This is a genomic window from Caballeronia sp. A2-2 (assembly GCF_057612605.2).
This window is the reverse complement of the sequence record NZ_CM173618.1, coordinates 861451-877939: the sequence shown is the minus strand read 5'-3', so window position 1 is coordinate 877939 and position 16489 is coordinate 861451. Positions and strand designations below refer to the sequence as shown.

The 16489-nt window shown below is 55.2% G+C and carries 17 protein-coding genes and 6 pseudogenes; 11 read left to right on the top strand and 12 right to left on the bottom strand.

All coding sequences use genetic code 11. The annotated features are described in order from the left end of the window. The first annotated feature begins 3 nt into the window (after window positions 1-3). On the top strand, window positions 4-945 hold the full coding sequence (locus ACZCWR_RS27680; RefSeq protein WP_487304864.1) for a phosphotransferase enzyme family protein: 942 nt from the start codon (window positions 4-6) through the stop codon (window positions 943-945). Window positions 946-1194: 249 nt separating this feature from the next. Here the strand turns inward: ACZCWR_RS27680 and ACZCWR_RS27675 are convergent, their stop codons facing one another. Together ACZCWR_RS27675 and ACZCWR_RS27670 are read right to left on the bottom strand one after the other, a co-directional pair. Continuing rightward, a complete protein-coding gene (locus ACZCWR_RS27675; RefSeq protein WP_487306194.1) occupies window positions 1195-1350 on the bottom strand; it encodes a hypothetical protein in 156 nt (51 codons plus the stop codon). Between the two features lie 39 nt (window positions 1351-1389). After that, a pseudogene (locus tag ACZCWR_RS27670) lies at window positions 1390-1494 on the bottom strand (hypothetical protein); the annotation flags it as partial. Between ACZCWR_RS27670 and ACZCWR_RS27665 the strand changes: the two are divergent. The 5 genes and pseudogenes from ACZCWR_RS27665 to speG all read left to right on the top strand — a co-directional run bounded on the left by ACZCWR_RS27665 (window position 1493) and on the right by speG (window position 5659). After that, window positions 1493-2614: pseudogene (locus tag ACZCWR_RS27665) on the top strand (IS3 family transposase). The pseudogenes ACZCWR_RS27670 and ACZCWR_RS27665 sit on opposite strands and share 2 nt — an antisense overlap. Before the next feature lie 118 nt (window positions 2615-2732). After that, a complete protein-coding gene (locus tag ACZCWR_RS27660; protein WP_487304863.1) occupies window positions 2733-3206 on the top strand; it encodes a hypothetical protein in 474 nt (157 codons plus the stop codon). Between the two features lie 568 nt (window positions 3207-3774). Next, window positions 3775-4173 carry an ATP-binding cassette domain-containing protein gene (locus ACZCWR_RS27655; protein WP_487304862.1) on the top strand — a complete coding sequence of 133 codons (399 nt, stop codon included), beginning with the start codon at window positions 3775-3777 and terminating at the stop codon, window positions 4171-4173. Continuing rightward, complete coding sequence (locus ACZCWR_RS27650; protein WP_487304861.1) at window positions 4142-4444, top strand: ATP-binding cassette domain-containing protein; 303 nt, start codon at window positions 4142-4144, stop codon at window positions 4442-4444. Before ACZCWR_RS27655 ends, ACZCWR_RS27650 begins: the two co-directional genes overlap by 32 nt. 651 nt (window positions 4445-5095) lie before the next feature. Further along, on the top strand, window positions 5096-5659 hold the full coding sequence (gene speG / locus ACZCWR_RS27645; protein ID WP_487304860.1) for a spermidine N1-acetyltransferase: 564 nt from the start codon (window positions 5096-5098) through the stop codon (window positions 5657-5659). 120 nt (window positions 5660-5779) lie between these two features. On the opposite strand, the gene ACZCWR_RS27640 is transcribed toward speG, so the two are convergent. The 3 genes and pseudogenes from ACZCWR_RS27640 to ACZCWR_RS27630 all read right to left on the bottom strand — a co-directional run. Beyond that, on the bottom strand, window positions 5780-6226 hold the full coding sequence (locus tag ACZCWR_RS27640; RefSeq protein ID WP_487304859.1) for an Rz1 family lipoprotein: 447 nt from the start codon (window positions 6224-6226) through the stop codon (window positions 5780-5782). 171 nt (window positions 6227-6397) lie between these two features. Then, window positions 6398-6532 (bottom strand): hypothetical protein, encoded by a 135-nt coding sequence (locus ACZCWR_RS27635; protein ID WP_487304858.1) that lies wholly within the window; start codon window positions 6530-6532, stop codon window positions 6398-6400. A 50-nt stretch (window positions 6533-6582) separates the two neighbouring features. After that, window positions 6583-7155: pseudogene (locus tag ACZCWR_RS27630) on the bottom strand (methyl-accepting chemotaxis protein); the annotation flags it as partial. Between the two features lie 64 nt (window positions 7156-7219). On the opposite strand from ACZCWR_RS27630, the pseudogene ACZCWR_RS27625 reads away from it, so the two are divergent. Then, window positions 7220-8055: pseudogene (locus ACZCWR_RS27625) on the top strand (IS110 family RNA-guided transposase); the annotation flags it as partial. Between the two features lie 101 nt (window positions 8056-8156). Here ACZCWR_RS27625 and ACZCWR_RS27620 read toward each other — a convergent pair. Next, a protein-coding gene (locus tag ACZCWR_RS27620) for an IS3 family transposase (protein ID WP_487306170.1) occupies window positions 8157-9532 on the bottom strand; the annotation gives its coding sequence in 2 pieces (ribosomal slippage) (window positions 8157-9058 and window positions 9058-9532; 1377 coding nt in all). Window positions 9533-9577: 45 nt separating this feature from the next. Here ACZCWR_RS27620 and tnpA point away from each other — a divergent pair. The 4 genes and pseudogenes from tnpA to ACZCWR_RS27600 all read left to right on the top strand — a co-directional run. Next, a complete protein-coding gene (tnpA, locus tag ACZCWR_RS27615; RefSeq protein WP_487304857.1) occupies window positions 9578-9961 on the top strand; it encodes an IS66-like element accessory protein TnpA in 384 nt (127 codons plus the stop codon). Then, window positions 9958-10296, top strand: coding sequence for an IS66 family insertion sequence element accessory protein TnpB (gene tnpB / locus ACZCWR_RS27610; protein WP_487304856.1), 339 nt, complete (start codon window positions 9958-9960; stop codon window positions 10294-10296). The genes tnpA and tnpB overlap by 4 nt, the downstream gene beginning before the upstream one ends. A 63-nt stretch (window positions 10297-10359) precedes the next feature. Then, the gene (gene tnpC / locus ACZCWR_RS27605) at window positions 10360-11913 is read left to right on the top strand and encodes an IS66 family transposase (RefSeq protein ID WP_487304855.1); all 1554 of its coding nucleotides are present in this window, start codon (window positions 10360-10362) and stop codon (window positions 11911-11913) included. 36 nt (window positions 11914-11949) lie between these two features. Then, a pseudogene (locus tag ACZCWR_RS27600) lies at window positions 11950-12147 on the top strand (IS110 family transposase); the annotation flags it as partial. Between the two features lie 265 nt (window positions 12148-12412). Here the strand turns inward: ACZCWR_RS27600 and ACZCWR_RS27595 are convergent. The 6 genes and pseudogenes from ACZCWR_RS27595 to ACZCWR_RS27570 all read right to left on the bottom strand — a co-directional run. Then, window positions 12413-12916, bottom strand: a pseudogene (locus ACZCWR_RS27595) (methyl-accepting chemotaxis protein); the annotation flags it as partial. A 139-nt stretch (window positions 12917-13055) separates the two neighbouring features. Next, a complete protein-coding gene (locus ACZCWR_RS27590) occupies window positions 13056-13496 on the bottom strand; it encodes an MCP four helix bundle domain-containing protein (RefSeq protein WP_487304854.1) in 441 nt (146 codons plus the stop codon). Between the two features lie 263 nt (window positions 13497-13759). Continuing rightward, a complete protein-coding gene (gene flhC, locus ACZCWR_RS27585) occupies window positions 13760-14320 on the bottom strand; it encodes a flagellar transcriptional regulator FlhC (RefSeq protein WP_487304853.1) in 561 nt (186 codons plus the stop codon). Further along, window positions 14317-14634 (bottom strand): flagellar transcriptional regulator FlhD, encoded by a 318-nt coding sequence (locus ACZCWR_RS27580; RefSeq protein WP_487304852.1) that lies wholly within the window; start codon window positions 14632-14634, stop codon window positions 14317-14319. Before ACZCWR_RS27580 ends, flhC begins: the two co-directional genes overlap by 4 nt. 874 nt (window positions 14635-15508) lie before the next feature. Continuing rightward, the gene (locus tag ACZCWR_RS27575; protein WP_487304851.1) at window positions 15509-16006 is read right to left on the bottom strand and encodes a lysozyme; all 498 of its coding nucleotides are present in this window, start codon (window positions 16004-16006) and stop codon (window positions 15509-15511) included. A 70-nt stretch (window positions 16007-16076) separates the two neighbouring features. Beyond that, window positions 16077-16277 (bottom strand): hypothetical protein, encoded by a 201-nt coding sequence (locus tag ACZCWR_RS27570; RefSeq protein ID WP_487304850.1) that lies wholly within the window; start codon window positions 16275-16277, stop codon window positions 16077-16079. Window positions 16278-16489 lie beyond the last annotated feature (212 nt).

The window sequence follows — 16489 nt, the reverse complement described above, 5'->3', positions numbered from 1 at the left end:
GCAATGAGTTCCAGTCCAAAAGACATAGCAGACCTACTAATTCAACACTATGGACTAAAAACCCCGGATGTATCATTGGTAATCGACGGAGCTAATACCACTTTCTCAGTACGCGACGGCGGACAGCAGTATTACGTGCGAGTCTACCGACAATGCCTCCGAACTGAGGAGCAAATTGATTTCGAATTACGAACGCTCGCTGGATTTCCAACTGATGTCGCGAATGTATCGGTATGCCGGCCACTGCTGACGAAATCCCAAAGCTATCGTTGTAACGTTTGGCTTGAAGGAATTGTTCGGTCAATAGCCGTCTTCACATCAGTTGGTGACAAAGACCTAACCCACGATGCGCAAGGGTTTAGCATATTTGGCAAGGGTTTATCGATTCTTCATCGAATACTACCTGAATGCAATTCAACGACGGATTCAAGCGAAAAATTAGCAAAGCTGATAAAAGAAACTTCCGTAATGCTTTCACTAGGCAACCTGATTACAAGACAAATTGAAGCTGACGTAAAAAAGGCAGGAGAAATAGTGCTAAGGAACTTCAAGAGTGAGATTAACAATCTCCCCACTGGGGTTTGCCATGGCGATGCGAGAGTCGCGAATGCAAAGCTACAAGACGGAAGAATCGGTTTCTTTGATTTTGAAGATTGCTTTATTGGTCCGCGTCTTTTTGATTTGGGGACTTTGGCATTCAATATTGCGCATCTACAAGAAGACGAGAGAGTCCATTTGTGGAAGGCTTTTGCCAACAGTTACGCCGAGGAGACAGGTAGCACATTCGACTCAGGGCTACTTTCCGTTTTTGTCGCTATAAATCAGATTCGTGCGATTAATTTTCTTGCTGGCTGCTGCGCGCTCGATGAAGGAACGTGGACTATCGTTAGAGACAGAGCCGGTGCCGCATTCTCTAATATAAATACCGACGCTTGGCGCGTTTGACTGTATTAGTCTAGCGAATCCGGGCACCGCTTTAGGTGAAAGTGGCCTCCACGAAAAGGTGTCTGATGACCAAGCAACGTCGTACGTTTTCCCGGGGTCAAACAGCAAGCCGCCTGTATCGTACCGCCATTGTTGTCTTTCGCGCCGCCGCCCATATGGAATTAAAGCGCGCCATTGGTCACGATCTGTTCCGCCCTGTTGGACACCACGCCCGGTGTCTTGACGAACAGTGCCCCCGCACCCGGGTGCTCAATCGCGCCTGTTGTTCGCGAGCGCCTGCGTGTTGATTGCAAGGCTTTTCGCTTGGGATGTAATCGTGTCGCGGGTGTTATCGAGCGTACCGCGCACGCTGATGGTTTGATCAGCCACACCGTGCTGCGTCAGTTTGCCCGAGCGGTTCATCAAGTCGCCCGAGCTCGTGACGGCTAACGTACCGCCTTCAATTGTACCGCTGCTGTTGTCGATAGACGCGCCTGATACGGCCGTTGACCTGCCCCCCGAGATTAGTACGCTGACGGTGTAGAGTCCGTTCCGACAAGGAGCGGTCATGAAGAAGCGATTCACCGAAGAACAGATTATTGGCGTGCTGAGGGAGGGCGAGGCTGGCTTGAAGCCCGCAGAGCTGTGCCGAAAGCACGGCATCTCTGAGGCGACCTACTACAACTGGAAGGCGAAATTCGGCGGCATGACGGTTTCCGACGTCCAGCGCCCGAAGGAGCTGGAGCAGGAGAACAACAAGCTCAAGCGACTGCTGGCCGAATCGATGCTCGACAACTTGGCGTTGAAGGACCTGTTGTCGCAAAAATAGCAAGCCCGCAGCCCAAACGCGAGACGGTCCAGATGTTGATGACCGAACGCGCCATGGGTGTCACCCGGGCCTGCGGGCTGGTAGGGATTTCGCGCTCGCTGTTCCAGTATGAGTCGCGCCGACGAGCCGACGACGAAGCGCTGACTGGCCGGATGATGGCCATCGCGGCTCAAAAGCGACGCTATGGCTATCGGCGAATTCACGTGCTGTTGCGGCGCGAGGGCTGGCTGGCCAATCACAAACGCATCTGGCGGCTGTACAGCAAGGCCGGACTGAGCGTGCGCAAGCGGCGACGCAAGCGCATTGCCGCTGTCGAGCGCACACCGCTGCCGGTGCCAACGGGACCGAACCAGAGCTGGTCAATGGACTTGTCAGCGACGGGTCGGCCAATGGTCGGCGCTTTCGCTGTCTGAACGTGGTCGACGATTACACGCGTGAGTGCCTGGCTATCGAGGTCGATAGCTCGTTGCCGGGTCTGCGGGTCAAGCAGGTGCTTGAACGGTTACGCGAGATGCGCGGCTTGCCTGCTTCCATCACGGTGGACAACGGTCCGGAGTTCGCTGGTAAGGTGCTGGATGCGTGGGCTTATGAGGTGGTGTCACGCTGTCGTTCATCCGGCCCGGCAGGCCCTTGGAAATCGCCTACATCGAGAGTTTGAACGGGCGATTCCGCGACGAATGCCTGAACGAGCACTGGTTCGTTTCCATGCGCCATGCCAGGCATTTGATTAAGGAATGGCGTATCGAGTACAACACCGAGCGGCCCCACAGCTCACTCGGTTATCTGGCGCCGATGAAATTCGCGCAGGCGCACGAAGCGAAGGAATTATTAACCTCGGACTCTAACTCTACTTCGTACTAAAACCGGGGGGCAGGTCAGGATGTGCAATTTCCCTGGTGATCTTCTACTCCGCCATCGCACTGGAGCAACTTTTCAGGCAGATCTTCCAGGCTGCTATCGTCTCGCCAAAAAGATGATCATGGACATTACATTACTTCGCAATATTAGAACGCTGACATCGATTTTTAGTAAGAAAACACTGAAAGCGGCATTCTTCGTCACCCGCATGTCATGCGCTGCAGTAGTCTTGAAGGTTGTCCAACCATTTGTGTTGGCCGCTGCGGCGGTGTCAATCGAAAGCGATAAAACGCAACTTTCGATGCTACTGGTCACGTATATCCTCATTGGATTAACTAGTGGCATGTGCACGGCAGTCAGCAACTATTTTGCGCTGCAATCGCGCGAGCGGATCGGTGGTGACATTTCGCTCGCCGCGTTGTTGGCGATGCTGCGGCCAGACATGTCATTTTGGCGGCACTCCATAAGCGATTTGATGCATGCTTATCTAAAGGGTCGTGAGACTGCGCACGCGATCATTCCGATCTTTCAGTTGATCTATTGCCATATCTTACAGGCCTTATTTTATCGATTTCGATCGTGGCGACAAAGATAAGTGTAGTAACTGCAGGCGCCATCAGCGCGTTCGCAATGGTATTTATCATTCTCACTGCATTAGATGTGAGAACCGAAAGAGCTCTTCCGGTCACTTTAGACAAGCGAATAAGGAAATAACGCGCAATATCGCAACCGCACATGAGCTAAGCGAGATCGTGAGAAGCTTCGGGACGGAGGCGTTTCTTTACGGCCAGCACGAAAACAATTGGCTGATTTTGAGATAATTGTCAAAAATAATGGCCTTCATTATCTCAAAAAACATATTCGTCTGGAATTGACGCGTTGGGCGGGGCTGCTTCTCACCATTGTCATTTTTGTGGAAACAAGCGGTAGCAGTTTTATAGCTGGGGGCGCGCAGATAGGCGCACTGGTCGCACTTGTGTTGGTCTACTTTCAGCTGATCGAACCTATTGTGGCACTTTCACGGGCAAGCGAGCGCCTGACGCGGGCGAGCGCGGGCATGGAACTCGCCGCGTCGGTGCTTAGCGAGGCGGACCATCGTATCGAGGAGCGACGTATGGGCACTGATAAAGTGGATCGCCTTAAACTCCGCGGGTCGTACAAGCGTGCGGGAACGGGCGCTTGGCGAAGCCTACACGCAGACATGGGTCAAAGGCGATGTGGTGATATTCCAAGGGCCCAGCGGCGTCGGCAAATCGACGCTCGCCCGCACCATCGCAGGGCTGATCCCTGCCGCAGCTGGCGACATTGTGGGTAACGGAATCAGTTTTTCGCAACCGACCGCATTCACCGAACTGCGCAAGTATGCGCTTTATGTCCCGCAAGTTGATTATGTGTTCGGTGCATCTGTTTTGGATAATATCAAGCTAGGAGATGCAACCGTAACAGATGCAGCGATCGAAGACGCGGTAGAACGCCTAGGAATTACCGAGATATTAGCAGCTCGAAGAATGTCGCTTTCCGATCAGATCAATGATCGCGGCGGCGATTGGTCAGGGTGGTGAGCGTAGACGGATCGCCTTAGCGCGAGCGTTTGTACGCAAGGCGGGCCTGCTTATCTTGGACGAACCCACAACCAACCTGGATAAGTTTTCGGGAGCGCGCATCCTCGACGCATTTCGGGAAAAGTTCAAGGATTCTATATTGATCGTCATCTCGCACGAACAAGTCGCTATCCCCCGCGACAAACAGCTAAATGGCAAGTGCTTGAACGTTGCGAATAGTTTCGGCATAGGCACTTCGCCCCTTTGCAGGAGCATCATTGTGCCGTGCTGATCCTTATAGGCATTGTTTCGTCGTGGCCTAATGGGTTTCTGCTAATTGCTCAGCTCGGACGCAGACGATTAGGCCTTATTACGACACGGTGCAAGCAAAATCAGATCGTCCCGCAATAATACCCGTATGCCGGAGTGTGCAGATGTAGCGCTGAAGATACTTGGCCTTAGCGCGAGCACCGCCGTCCGCTTCGTCTATTATCTCGAAAAGAGCTACTCCAACCGCAGGGGATAGCTCGGCGTAGCGACGAGCTCCATTGCCTATGCTGCCGCCGAAGGAACTGATTTTCATATGCGGAACCTTGCGTTTTGCGGCAACGGTACGAAGCCGACAGGCGATGACTTAGGACGAAGCCGTGCGTTGCGCGTCGAGCTGTTATCGTGGCCTTTTGTGTGCAGTGGTGAAGTCAACCAGATTTATCGGTTCGCGTTCGTCACGTGCGCGCCAGGACTCGCACGATACGGTTTCCTCCAGTGCCCAAATTGCCCTCTAGATCGCTTGATGCGAAAATAGGCATAGGCGGCGCTACTCGTTCCGCCAATCTTCACTTTTTCGAGGCACGATCATGTCGCAACATATCGAGTTCGCAAACTAAGAGGCGTGCGCGCCCATCCTTAGTGTCCCGAGATCCTTCGATACATTGGAAATTTTATGCAAAGCGAGCAAAGCAAAACGAGCGAAGATGCCACAAAGGATCCTGGCGTTACCCTGCGCCCCCTTGAACAAGAGGATCTTCGCTTTGCTCACAGTTTAGCCAATAATGCCAGTGTTATGCGCTATTGGTTTGAAGAGCCATTTGAAACCCTTGATGAACTTACCGAGATCTATCGACGTCACGTTCACGACCAACGCGAACGCAGGTTTATTGCGATTGATTCAAACGGAACTTCAATCGGTCTGGTCGAGCTAGTCGAGCTAGATCATCTTCATCGGCGCGGCGAATTTCAGATCATGATTTCTCCTTCCGCTCAAGGAAGGGGATACGCCACCGCAGCAACACGAAAAGCCATACATTATGCGTTCGCGACCTTAAACCTTCGAAAGCTATATCTCGTTGTCGACACGACAAACCACGCTGCAATCAGCGTGTATGAGAAATGCAGATTTGTCAGGGAAGCAACGCTGAAGCAAGAATTCTTCAGTGAAGGCACTTACCATGATGCCATTCGGATGTACATGTTCCAGAGTGATTATCTTAGCGCCAGATCTCTTTGACACCGGTTTTGTCACTATAAATCGGACAGCGACCTGCGGCTATCCCATCCATCTGAACGGCACAGCCATAGCGCTGGAAGTAACCCGCTTTCGCCCGAGCATCGTTATCAGCATCATCGATTATTGCGAAAAGAGCTCTTCCAGCCGCTGGTGATAGCTCGGCGTAGCGACCGGTTCCATCGCCCATGCCGCCGGCGGCGGCGCTTGGATCCTTGGTATTGCCGTGTCCTGTGTTTGCGATTGCGATGCGCAACCGACGAGTGCCCTCAGCAATAGCGGCGCGATTCTTCGCGTTGTCAGCTTCATGGGATGTCCTCTCACGGTGATTTGCTGGTCGAGCTCTGCGATACGGGCCGCCGCTGCGTTGTGAGTTGCGATCGCCTCGCTTGCGGCCTTCGCCGTTTGCTCCGAGAGCGTCGCGAGCTTTCGGGTGTTCGTCTCGTTGTCGCGTGCGTGAGCGGCCTGCTCCCGGGCGAGTTGACTGCCGTCGAACACGTGGAGTGCAGCACCACCGATCGCGATGCCAACGGCGTATGCCGTCAGCCCCCTGATGAAGTTGGCAGACATCTAGGTGTTCAACGCAAGGGATGAGGAACGTGGTGTGACCGATGTTTCGCACGTCATCGCAGTTCAAGCTGGATCTGCATCCGCCGATCCAGCTGGGCGATCAGCGCGACGTGACGCGGCTCCTCGGCTTGCCATCGGCGCAACGCGCACCCGTCGATGCTCGGCCGTCCTTTACCTGCGAGATAAGTCCATCCGTCTCTGCCAGAGGCCACTGCGCAGCAGCTCGGCCATCGCATTAAACGCGTTTATGAAGACCAATTTCACAGCGAGTGCTTTCTTTGCGGTAAACCCCATGACGAGCAGCATGAATCCATCTAGAAGGCGTGCCAACCAGTGTTAGCCGAACGGTCAGCCATTCACGCCGTCTTGTCGACTTTACTGAGAACGCCGTTCATCACGCCCGTAGGATTTCGAACAGGCGACGTTCGCCGGACACCCCCTGTTCCTCGATCCTCAGCTCGTTCGATGTTGTTCGGCAACGCTCTAGTAAATGCTCGCGGTCCAGCATCTGCGACCTTGAATACGGATACCGCGTCATTTAAATTGATTGACTCTTCTTCCAGCGAATGGGCCGCGGCTAAGGCTTGCTCGACAAGCGCCGCATTCTGCTGTGTGACAATATCCATTTCAACGACGGCCCGATTGACCTGCTCGATATCCCGGCTTTGCTCGTTTGATGCAACAGCGATCTCACCGACGATCTCCGACACCTGCTTGATAGCCTGTTTGACATCGGCCATCGTCGCGCCAACTTCCGTCGCTTGTTTAGCGCCGTCTTGAATCATCGCAACCGACGTACCGATCAATTCTTTAATCTCTTTTGCGGCGGAGGCCGAACGCTGCGCGAGGCTGCGAACCTCACTCGCCACAACGGCGAAGCCGCGCCCCTGTTCGCCGGCACGAGCTGCTTCCACAGCTACTGAGATGGACCCGACGCACCTTCCAGAGGAAAACTGAGCATCTCGTTCGCACGAACCGATGTGGAGGCACACCATGGAAATCGATCTTCTCGGCATTGACCTCGCCAAGCGCGTCTTTCAACTCCACGGCGCCGATGTGCGCGGCCGGCGGTGTATCGCAATAAGGTTTCACGAGCGGCTTTGGTTGAAACCGTGCGGGCCTTGTGTCCTCAGACGATCGCGATGGAAGCCTGTGGTTCTGCCCATCACTGGGCGCGGCGTTTCCAGGAAGCAGGTATCGATGTGCGCCTCATCAGCCCCCACTACGTTTCGCCTTTCGTTAAAACGAACAAGAATGACCGCAACGACGCCGAAGCTATTGTCGAGGCCGCATCCCGGCCGTCGATGAACTTTGTTGCCGTGAAGTCGGTTGAACAACAGGACATGCAGGCAGCGCACCGCGTGCGCGAACTTCTAGTCCAGCAACGAACGGCGATTATTAACCAGGCAAGGGGTCTTCTGGGCGAGCGCGGCATCGCAATAGCGCAGTCTCCAGCAGCCTTCAGGAGAGCGATACCCGAGATTCTTGTACAGAGTGAGGGGGAGCTCACCCGCTTCTGCCAGTCCCTGATCTTGGCGCTTGTACAGCATTTGCTCGTTCTGGAAGAGGAAATAGCCGTGGCAGAAGGCTGGATTCGCTCGTTCATGAATCGCTCGGCTCTGTGCCAGAAGATCGCCGCCGTCCCGGGAATCGGCCCAATTACAGCGACGGCAATTGTCGCCGCTGTTGGCCGCGCTGACGGCTTCCGGAATGGCCGTCATCTTGCGGCGTAGCTTGGTCTGGTGCCCAGGCAGCACTCGTCCGGCGGGAAATCGCAACTCTACGGCATCAGTAAAAGAGGAGACAAGTATCTACGGACACTGTTAATTCGTAAGCGGCCAGCCAATCCGTCTTGAGTTTGGTCGAGGCGCTTGGGAGTATCGTGTCCACCTAACGATGAACTGACCCCGGAATGTTGGACACGTTGACGTTAGTGCTGCTTATATTTCATTCTGTATTGGACTGGGCTCAGCCCGTGTAATCTTAGCTTGATTCGATCATGGTTGTAATAGTGGATGTAGTCTTCGATGCCGGCTTGCAGCTCGTCAAGGTTGCGAAACTTGTTCAGGTAGAAAAACTCCGACTTGAGCGTTCCGAAGAAGCTCTCCATCGTAGCGTTATCGAGGCAATTTCCTTTGCGCGACATACTCTGTCGGACTTTTTGCTGTTTGAGGCGACGGCTATAGACAGGCATCTGGTACTGCCAGCCCTGATCCGAATGCAGGATCGGCCTGTGGCGTGGCCCCAGTTTCGCGAAGGCCTTGTTCAGCATCGTGTTGACCATATCGAATAGCGGGCGTCGTGCCATCTCGTATGCAATGATTTCGCCGTTGAAGAGGTCGAGGACCGGAGAAAGATAGAGCTTCTGGCCCCCGACGTTAAACTCGGTAACATCCGTCACCCACTTCTTGTTGGGGCGTGATGCTTCAAATTTTCGCTTCAGGACATTGGGAGCTATCTTGCCGACGTTCCCTTTGAACGACTTGTACTTCTTTGGTCGGATGCACGACTTCAGGGACAGCTCGCCCATAAGACGCTGTATCGTCTTGTGGTTGATTCTGTCGCCCTGGCGCCGAATGGCAGCCGTGATCCGGCGATACCCATAGCGGCCCTTGTGCTGATCAAAGAGTGCACGGATGCGTTCCTTCAAGCTCGCATATTTGTCTCCGGCCTGCAGTACCTTCTGCTGGTAATAGAAAGTGCTGCGGGCCAGCCCGGCCACTCTAAGGAGGTCTGCGAGCGGGTAACGCTGCCTTAGCTCAAGCACGATTTGCGCTTTTTCTGCCGCGCGGCTTTCGCATTCGCTTGAACCAAGGCGTCGAGCTTTTTTAGATATTCGTTCTCCATGCGAAGCTGCTTCACTTCGGCGAGCAGATCCTCGCGGCTGCGGTCCGTATCCGCAACCGGCTTCTTTTTCGATATCGGTGTCTTCGGCATTCTGACGGTGGAAATTGCAGGCCGCGAACGTCCCGTGGCCAAACTGCCGTCATCATACTGCTGCTCCCACACCCCAATGATATTGAAATTGCGAACGTTCGAGAGCGCTGCGACCTGACGGAATGAAAGACCTTCTTTCCGCATCCGTCTCACAACCGCACGCTTGAACTCCACGCTGTAGCGCGCGCAGCTCGTTCTTTTTTGCAGGCCTTCTTCGCCCTGCGCCTGATATGCCGCGATCCACCTGCGAAGCGACGAGACATCCACGCCGTGGCGCTCAGCAACCCTTTTCAGGCCATCATGGCCAGCGCAATAATCTTTCGTTGCTGACAGCTTTCTCTTTTCACTGTATTTCACAAAACACCCCAAAAAGGTGTCCAACTTCGTGGGGTCAGTTCACGAATAAGCGGACACGTGAACACTATCGAATCGGAATCACTCCCCGAGCGTCGTCGTCGACAACGCTATAGCGAGGAGTTCAAGGCGCAGGTAGTAGCGGCCTGCCAGGGAATCGGCGTATCGGTTGCGGCAGTCGCTCTGGAACACAGGCTCAACGCGAATTTGCTGCGGCGCTGGATCGATCAGGCCGAAGGCCGACTTCCCAAGAGACCGCTGGGTCGTCCGCCGGCCACGACCCCGTCGCTGCCGGCCTTTGTGCCGGTGGCATTGGGAGCGCCGAGTCCGCATTCGCCGGAGATCCGCATTGAGATACGCCGAAGAGATCAGTCGATCACGGTGAGTTGGCCGGTATCCGCGGCAACCCAGTGTGCCGTCTGGCTCCGCGAGTGGCTGCGGTGATTCGTGTCGACGAGATCTGGCTGGCGGTCGATCCACTGGACATGCGTGCCGGTTTCGACACGGCCCTGGCGCGTGTGGTCAAGGTGTTCGGCGCCGCGCACCCACACCATGCCTATCTGTTCGCCAATCGGCGCGCCAACCGCATGAAGGTCCTGATTCACGACGGGATCGGCATCTGGCTGGCCGCGCGACGCCTGAATCAAGGGCAGTTCGCGTGGCCGCAAATCGGCAGCGAACCGAAGCAGCGTGTCTTGACGCACGAACAACTGGCCGGCCTGGTGCTGGGCTTGCCCTGGCAACGCATCGGCGAGGATGGCGTGATCCGCATCGTCTAAATCCGGCGGGGAGGTAAACAGTCGCGCTTCCTCCGTCGGCAGGGTTCTGGCAGACTGGCCTGCATGAACCTCGCGGACCTCGACGCACTCAACCCGGAACAGTTGCGCGCCCTTGCCGCGCAACTGATTGCCGAGGTCAGGGAGAAGGAGCGGGAAGCGAGTGAACGAGACCGGGAACTACGCTTCCGTCAGACCCGGATCGATCAACTCACCCACGAGGTCTCGATCCTCAAGCGCCAGCAGTTCGGCCGGCGCAGCGAACGGCTCAACAGCGAGCAGATGAACCTGCTCGACGAGGCGATCGATGGCGACCTGGTTGCCATCGAGATGGAGCTCGAGCAACTTGAGCCGACACGAGTTGAACGGCAACGCGAGCAGCCGAAACGTGCACCGCTGCCGCCGCAACTGCCGCGCACGGACATCCATCACGAACCGGACAGCACAACGTGCCAGTGTGGTGACGAACGCATCCGCATCGGCGAGGACGTGAGCGAGAAGCTGGACTACACGCCGGGTGTGTTCACGGTGGAACGGCACATCCGGGGCAAGTGGGTGTGCAAGGCCTGCGAGACGCTGATCCAGGCGCCGGTTCCGCCGCATGTGATCGACAAGGGCGTGCCCACTGCCGGGTTGCTCGCGCAGGTGCTGGTCGCCAAGTACGGCGACCACTTGCCCCTGTATCGCCAGGAACAGATCTTTGGTCGTGCAGGACTGGCCATCCCAAGATCCACGCTGGGTGCCTGGGTGGGCCGGTGTGGCGTGCAGTTGCAGCCGCTGGTCGACGCACTGCGCCAGGCCATCCTGCAGCACGACGTGCTGCACGTGGACGAGACGCCGGTGCAGATGCTCAGCCCCGGCAAGGGCAAGACACACCGGGCGTACCTGTGGGCATATACGTCAACTCAGTTCAGCGAACTGCGCGCGGTGGTCTACGACTTCGCCGATAGCCGCGCCGGTGCTCACGCTCGCACGTTCCTGAAGGGCTGGCACGGCAAGCTGGTATGCGATGACTACAGCGGATACAAGGCATCGTTCCAGCACGGGATCACTGAGATCGGATGCGCGGCCCATGCCCGACGCAAGTTCTTCGAACTGCATGCCAACCACAGCAGCCAGGTTGCGGGGCAAGCCCTGCCGTTCTTTGCCGCGCTCTACGACATCGAACGCGAGGCCGCGGCACTGGATGCTGACGAACGGCAGCGGCTTCGTCAGCGCCGGGCCAGGCCGGTTTGTGATGCCCTCCATGAGTGGCTGGTGACGCAGCGCAAACTCGTTGCGGAAGGCTCGGCGATTGCAAAGACGCTGGACTACAGCCTGAAACGTTGGGATGCGCTTACGCGCTATCTCGACGACGGGAACGTGCCGATCGACAATAACTGGGTCGAAAACCAGATCCGTCCTTGGGCAGTCGGCCGGTCCAATTGGCTGTTCGCCGGATCACTGCGTGCGGGTCAGCGCGCGGCCGCAATCATGAGCTTGGTCCGCTCGGCACAACTGAACGGGATCGAGCCTCTCGCCTATCTGAAGGACGTGCTGACGCGCTTGCCGACCCACAAGGCCAACGACATCGACTCGCTGCTGCCGCATCGCTGGCAGCCACTCTCGGCTGTCGCCTAAACTCGCTCGTCAAGATGGGTTGGCCGGCCGCTTACGTTAATTCACGGAGCCAGATCTGTCCTGATACGTGTGTCTGGCAAACTCGACGCCCGCAGCCGTTGGCTGCAGGAGTTGATTGCGCGTCGAGGCTATAACCGAGCCTGCGTTGCACTCGCCAACAAGAATGCACGCATCATTCAAGTACTTTTGAGCACCGACGCCACATACAAACCTGTTGCACTGGCCGATGCATGAAGGCACTGAACACTATGAAGAGCCCATGTTAGCGATAGCGAAATAACCATCACGGGTTTGCTAAGCTTCCTGATTGTGATGACAAAACCGGTTAGACCAGCGCCCCACGATCCTGTACTTAATGCCGGCCGATAAAAAAGGCCGAGCAGCTGCCAAGGACGGGGCGCGCGGATCTCATCAAGGCTGCGGGCATGTCGATAGGCCCACCAAGCAAGCCGGATACATGTTTGCAGACCGTTTTACGTCACAAAAGAAAGCTTGCAAAACGCGTCGGGTCCATACAAGCGTTAAGCGCTAGGATGTTAGTCTGAAACGCGATACCTTCGATTGTGCCTGTGATCTCAGAAATCTTGCTGGAGCTACTGCTGATGTTCTCGATGGTGCCGACCATGCCCTGCACCGCGTCGTTCCCCGTGTCGGCCACGTTTACGGCACGGGTTGCCAGCGTGTTGGCCTCGCGAGCGTTGTCTGCATTCTGCTTCACTATTTCAGTCAGTTGAGTCATGCTGGATGCGGTTTCCTCCAGCGACGCCGCCTGCTCTTCTGTACGCGCAGACAAGTGGGCGTTGCCGCTTGCGATTTCGCGGGAGGTGGCAGTAACGGATTCCGTAGAAGTCTTGATGTCTCGTACCGTTTCGCTAAGTTGCCGGTCCATCTTATCGAGCGCACCGAGGACCTGACCGAACTCGCCGCGCGAGTTCGCAACAATCTCATTTTCCAATTGACCGCACGCTATGCGGTCGGCGACATTGACCGCCTCATCCAGCGGATTCGAGATCGCGCGAAACAAATTCTAGATACGGCTATCCCAAGGATGGCTCCGGCAGCCGTCAGGCAAATTGCAATACACAGCGTTGTTCTATAGGCGACCTCGCTGTCTGAAACAAATTTCTTTGCTTGTTGGGACTTTAACCCAGCAATCTGGAAGGTAGCATCGACCAATGCATTTGCGTTGGGTGAACCGTCCTCGAGCAAAACTGTACCGCTTCGTAATTTTCTGCGGATAAGGCGGCAATCGCCTCATCAACTTCCGAGAGAAAGGATGGAAGGTTGCTTTTGATCTTTTCAGCGAGCTCACGCTCCTCCTCGCTAGCAATGCCGCTCGGATAATACGCCTTCCATGCGTTTTCGATCTGTTTCTGATCAGCACAAATTTCGTTGATTGCAATATTCTTTTTAGCCCGATCGCGCCAAATCAGCATGTTCCTTAGACGAAACCGTATGTCAAGTTGTCCAGCACGAATGTCGGAAATCTCGCCAGTCGGTAACGTATTGGTGGTGTACGCGCTACGTATATTCGAATTCAGCCTATACACTTCAAACGAACCAAACGAACCATTTGCAATCAAGATTAGAGCGAAAAATGCAAATGCAGCAATAATTTTAATTTATACTGTAAAAACAAAGTGCTTCAAGGTTAATCTCTCTCTTAGATCACGTTATCAACGTATTCCACATGAAGCTCACGCCAATGCACTGGGATTTAGACAACTTTTGAATCTGGGAGCGGAAGCGTTAAGCAGAGTGTTTGTCGCCTCACTGCGATTTAGCTAACTTTCCCGCAGTGATATTCCGATTTAGCTATGTTGAGCAGATTGCTTGTGAGCAACGGTCATTTTCTATACCCGCTCTCTTCCATCCGATACTTGCTCGTCATTCCCGCTCGTGATGGTGGTCGACAAAGTCCGCACATCAAACCATGCGCAACGTCATGCGTATGAACAACGAATCGGCCATGGCATCGAACACAGGCTCTCAAACGCAAAACGTCGGCATCCTTGAAACGCAGAAAGGTCCAAGCGCGCGTTAAATCCATCTCCAGAGGCATTCCTTCCATTTGGAAGTGTTCCACGTATAATTTGTATGCGCGAGTTAATAAATCAACGCGATCTAAGCTCTGGTTGTGTCTTTCAAGGCAATCATACACATTTGCGAACATTGAAACGTGGAGATTCGGCCGCCACGTTAAATACCACTCAATTGAGAACGGCAGCATGCCTTTTGGCGGTGAGGCGCTCTTCACTTCCCGATAAAGACGGCTGAGGCGCTCACGCGAAAGAGCAGAAAACTCCGTATCAAGCACTTGCATGCGAGCCCCCAACTTTATCAGTTCAACGGCTCGCAGTATCTCTGTTGCTTGATCAATAAGCCTCCCAGGCTTCTTCGCATTCAAAACTCAATCTCAAAAAGAGCGTCGTCGGAAGTAAAGGCGGAGCTCGACTCCATCTTGCTTTCGCAAGCTAAACTTGGAACAAAAGCATCCGCCTGTGGCCGTAAGCGTAAAAGCAACTGCGATGATGAGGCGAGACGGCCGGCTTGAGTGGGTGAAAGATTTACCAAAATTTCTGCGATTTCCGGTGATATGCCAAAAGGTTGTTGGGTAGCGTCGCAATTCGACAGCAAGACGCGCTTGACCAACCTCAAAAAAGACAAGTTTAGATCGTGAATCGACCTGAGGTCGGAGTTTGATTCCAGCATGATCGTCATTAAATGTCGTGAGTTTCTAGAACATCCGCGCTATGCAGGAGACCACGCACACGTAACAATATTCATGATTTTGCAACAAATAGTAACGAACGTAAACGTTTGGCTGGAGCAAAAAACATCTGCTGCGAAGAAGATACGGAGAATTTTTTTGCGCCATGATTGGCTGGAGGTTGCAGATCACCAACTAATAGCCCTTTAACGGAACAGCTGTCCTCATTTCCTTGGTATGCGCTAGTCGACGCTTGGGACAGAAAAATAGCGCTAGCGCTTGCACGCAGCCGCCGTTCCATGACGCAATTGTAACGGTAAGGTAATTCACGAATACTTGGGCATGGCAATCATGTGCACCGTCACGTCCGCCCGGCCCGGGCGACGCTACATATCAGTCGCCATCGGCATTGTGCGGCTTCCCCCGTCGGAACGACGCAGCATTTAGAAATTCATCACATGATCGGCTTTGTTAAGGTGCACGCATGCCTCAATCTTTTCGAGCAGGTGCCCGCGGTGCTCTTCAAACCAAAGGCCAAACGTCTATGCCGCCATCCATCCCGCAACCGCGTAACGCGCATAGCCGTCGCCGGTTCCTTCAGTCAGATCAACACGTCGCGATGACGCTTGCCGAAACGCTCTGCCACCTTTCGTGAGTCCGTTCGCGGCGCGCCATTCTCGACCACAACAAAATCCATCAAGCTACCGATGAAGTTCATATCACTCCCCAACCTCCTAAATTGAGGAGTGCGGCCAGCCGCGCTAGGAGGCATCACGCTGCGTTCGGTCCGTCGACCTAGGCCGCACAAAGCAAAAAGCCGCCCCAAAGGCAGCTTCAATGACTCATATGCTTGCCGATATCGGCATACCATTATCGACGCCCAATTCACAGATCTCGCTCACACAGCGCACGTTCTTCGGCGCGACGCCTCACGAGCCCTGGCAACACGCGTCCGTGCGATGTCACCCACTGCGCCCGTCCATCGTCGGATTCGTTTATCGCCCGACATGCGCCCCGCCAGTCGTGCGCGTTGAAGCGCTTCGCAGTCGTGCTTTTGCAGTAGGCCTCACCGCCAATGTTGTAGGCGAAGCTCACGGCGGCCGCGAGCTGATTCGGGCGGCCTTTCAGATCGGGCGTGCACCCGAGCACATCGTCGGCGTGCGCAAGCAGTTGTTGATTCAACGAAGCCCAGCACTCGGCCTGGCTGTACTGCTGCCCGACGACGACATCGTGCGTGTCGCCGCTGCACTTCGTAGCAATGCAGGCAGGATCGAGATAGCCACGGTGGACGGCACCTTCGAATCGAGGCACGATGCAATACAGGATCGTGGCAGTCGCGGCGCCTACCCCGCCCGCGAGCGTGCGCCTCGCTAAGTTAGCCATCAGCAGTCTCCAGAAACAGCAAAGCCCCGACTGCCAGTGACAGACGGGGCTCGATTTCCATTCAATCGAATCAGACGTGAGCCGACTCGTGTTCGCGCGCGCGTTGGTCGCGCCGGTCCTTTCGCCAGGCGAACACGAAGCTCGCGCCGACGTAGGCGAGCGTCGCCACCGCCACCCACCAGTTGATGTCGTGATTACTCACCCACAGCCAGAAGTTGCCGCCCACTACAGGCGTAGCCTTCGCCGCACTCGACACAAACCCTTCTCTCATTCTCTTCTCCCAAGAACTTCTTGCGGAGCGAGCGCGCATGCCTTTGCCAAGTGCGTTGGATAAAAAAAGCCGCCCGAAGGCGGCTTAAACACCATATCCATACTTCGAGAATGACCTCACCGCACGTTAATCGGCAATGGATGCCGGGTGGCGTGTTCGAACCCGGTGAGGTCAAGCCGATTTTGAAAATCCGGCATCTCTGGCGCAAGCGC

Coding starts and splice junctions, on each gene's coding strand:
- ACZCWR_RS27680 (WP_487304864.1), top strand. CDS start 4: ATGAGTTCCAGTCCAAAAGACATAGCAGACCTACTAATTCAACACTAT.
- ACZCWR_RS27660 (WP_487304863.1), top strand. CDS start 2,733: ATGGACATTACATTACTTCGCAATATTAGAACGCTGACATCGATTTTT.
- ACZCWR_RS27650 (WP_487304861.1), top strand. CDS start 4,142: ATGATCGCGGCGGCGATTGGTCAGGGTGGTGAGCGTAGACGGATCGCC.
- speG (WP_487304860.1), top strand. CDS start 5,096: ATGCAAAGCGAGCAAAGCAAAACGAGCGAAGATGCCACAAAGGATCCT.
- ACZCWR_RS27640 (WP_487304859.1), bottom strand. CDS start 6,226: ATGTCTGCCAACTTCATCAGGGGGCTGACGGCATACGCCGTTGGCATC.
- ACZCWR_RS27635 (WP_487304858.1), bottom strand. CDS start 6,532: ATGCTGCTCGTCATGGGGTTTACCGCAAAGAAAGCACTCGCTGTGAAA.
- tnpC (WP_487304855.1), top strand. CDS start 10,360: ATGAACCTCGCGGACCTCGACGCACTCAACCCGGAACAGTTGCGCGCC.
- ACZCWR_RS27580 (WP_487304852.1), bottom strand. CDS start 14,634: ATGACGATCATGCTGGAATCAAACTCCGACCTCAGGTCGATTCACGAT.
- ACZCWR_RS27575 (WP_487304851.1), bottom strand. CDS start 16,006: ATGGCTAACTTAGCGAGGCGCACGCTCGCGGGCGGGGTAGGCGCCGCG.
- ACZCWR_RS27570 (WP_487304850.1), bottom strand. CDS start 16,277: ATGAGAGAAGGGTTTGTGTCGAGTGCGGCGAAGGCTACGCCTGTAGTG.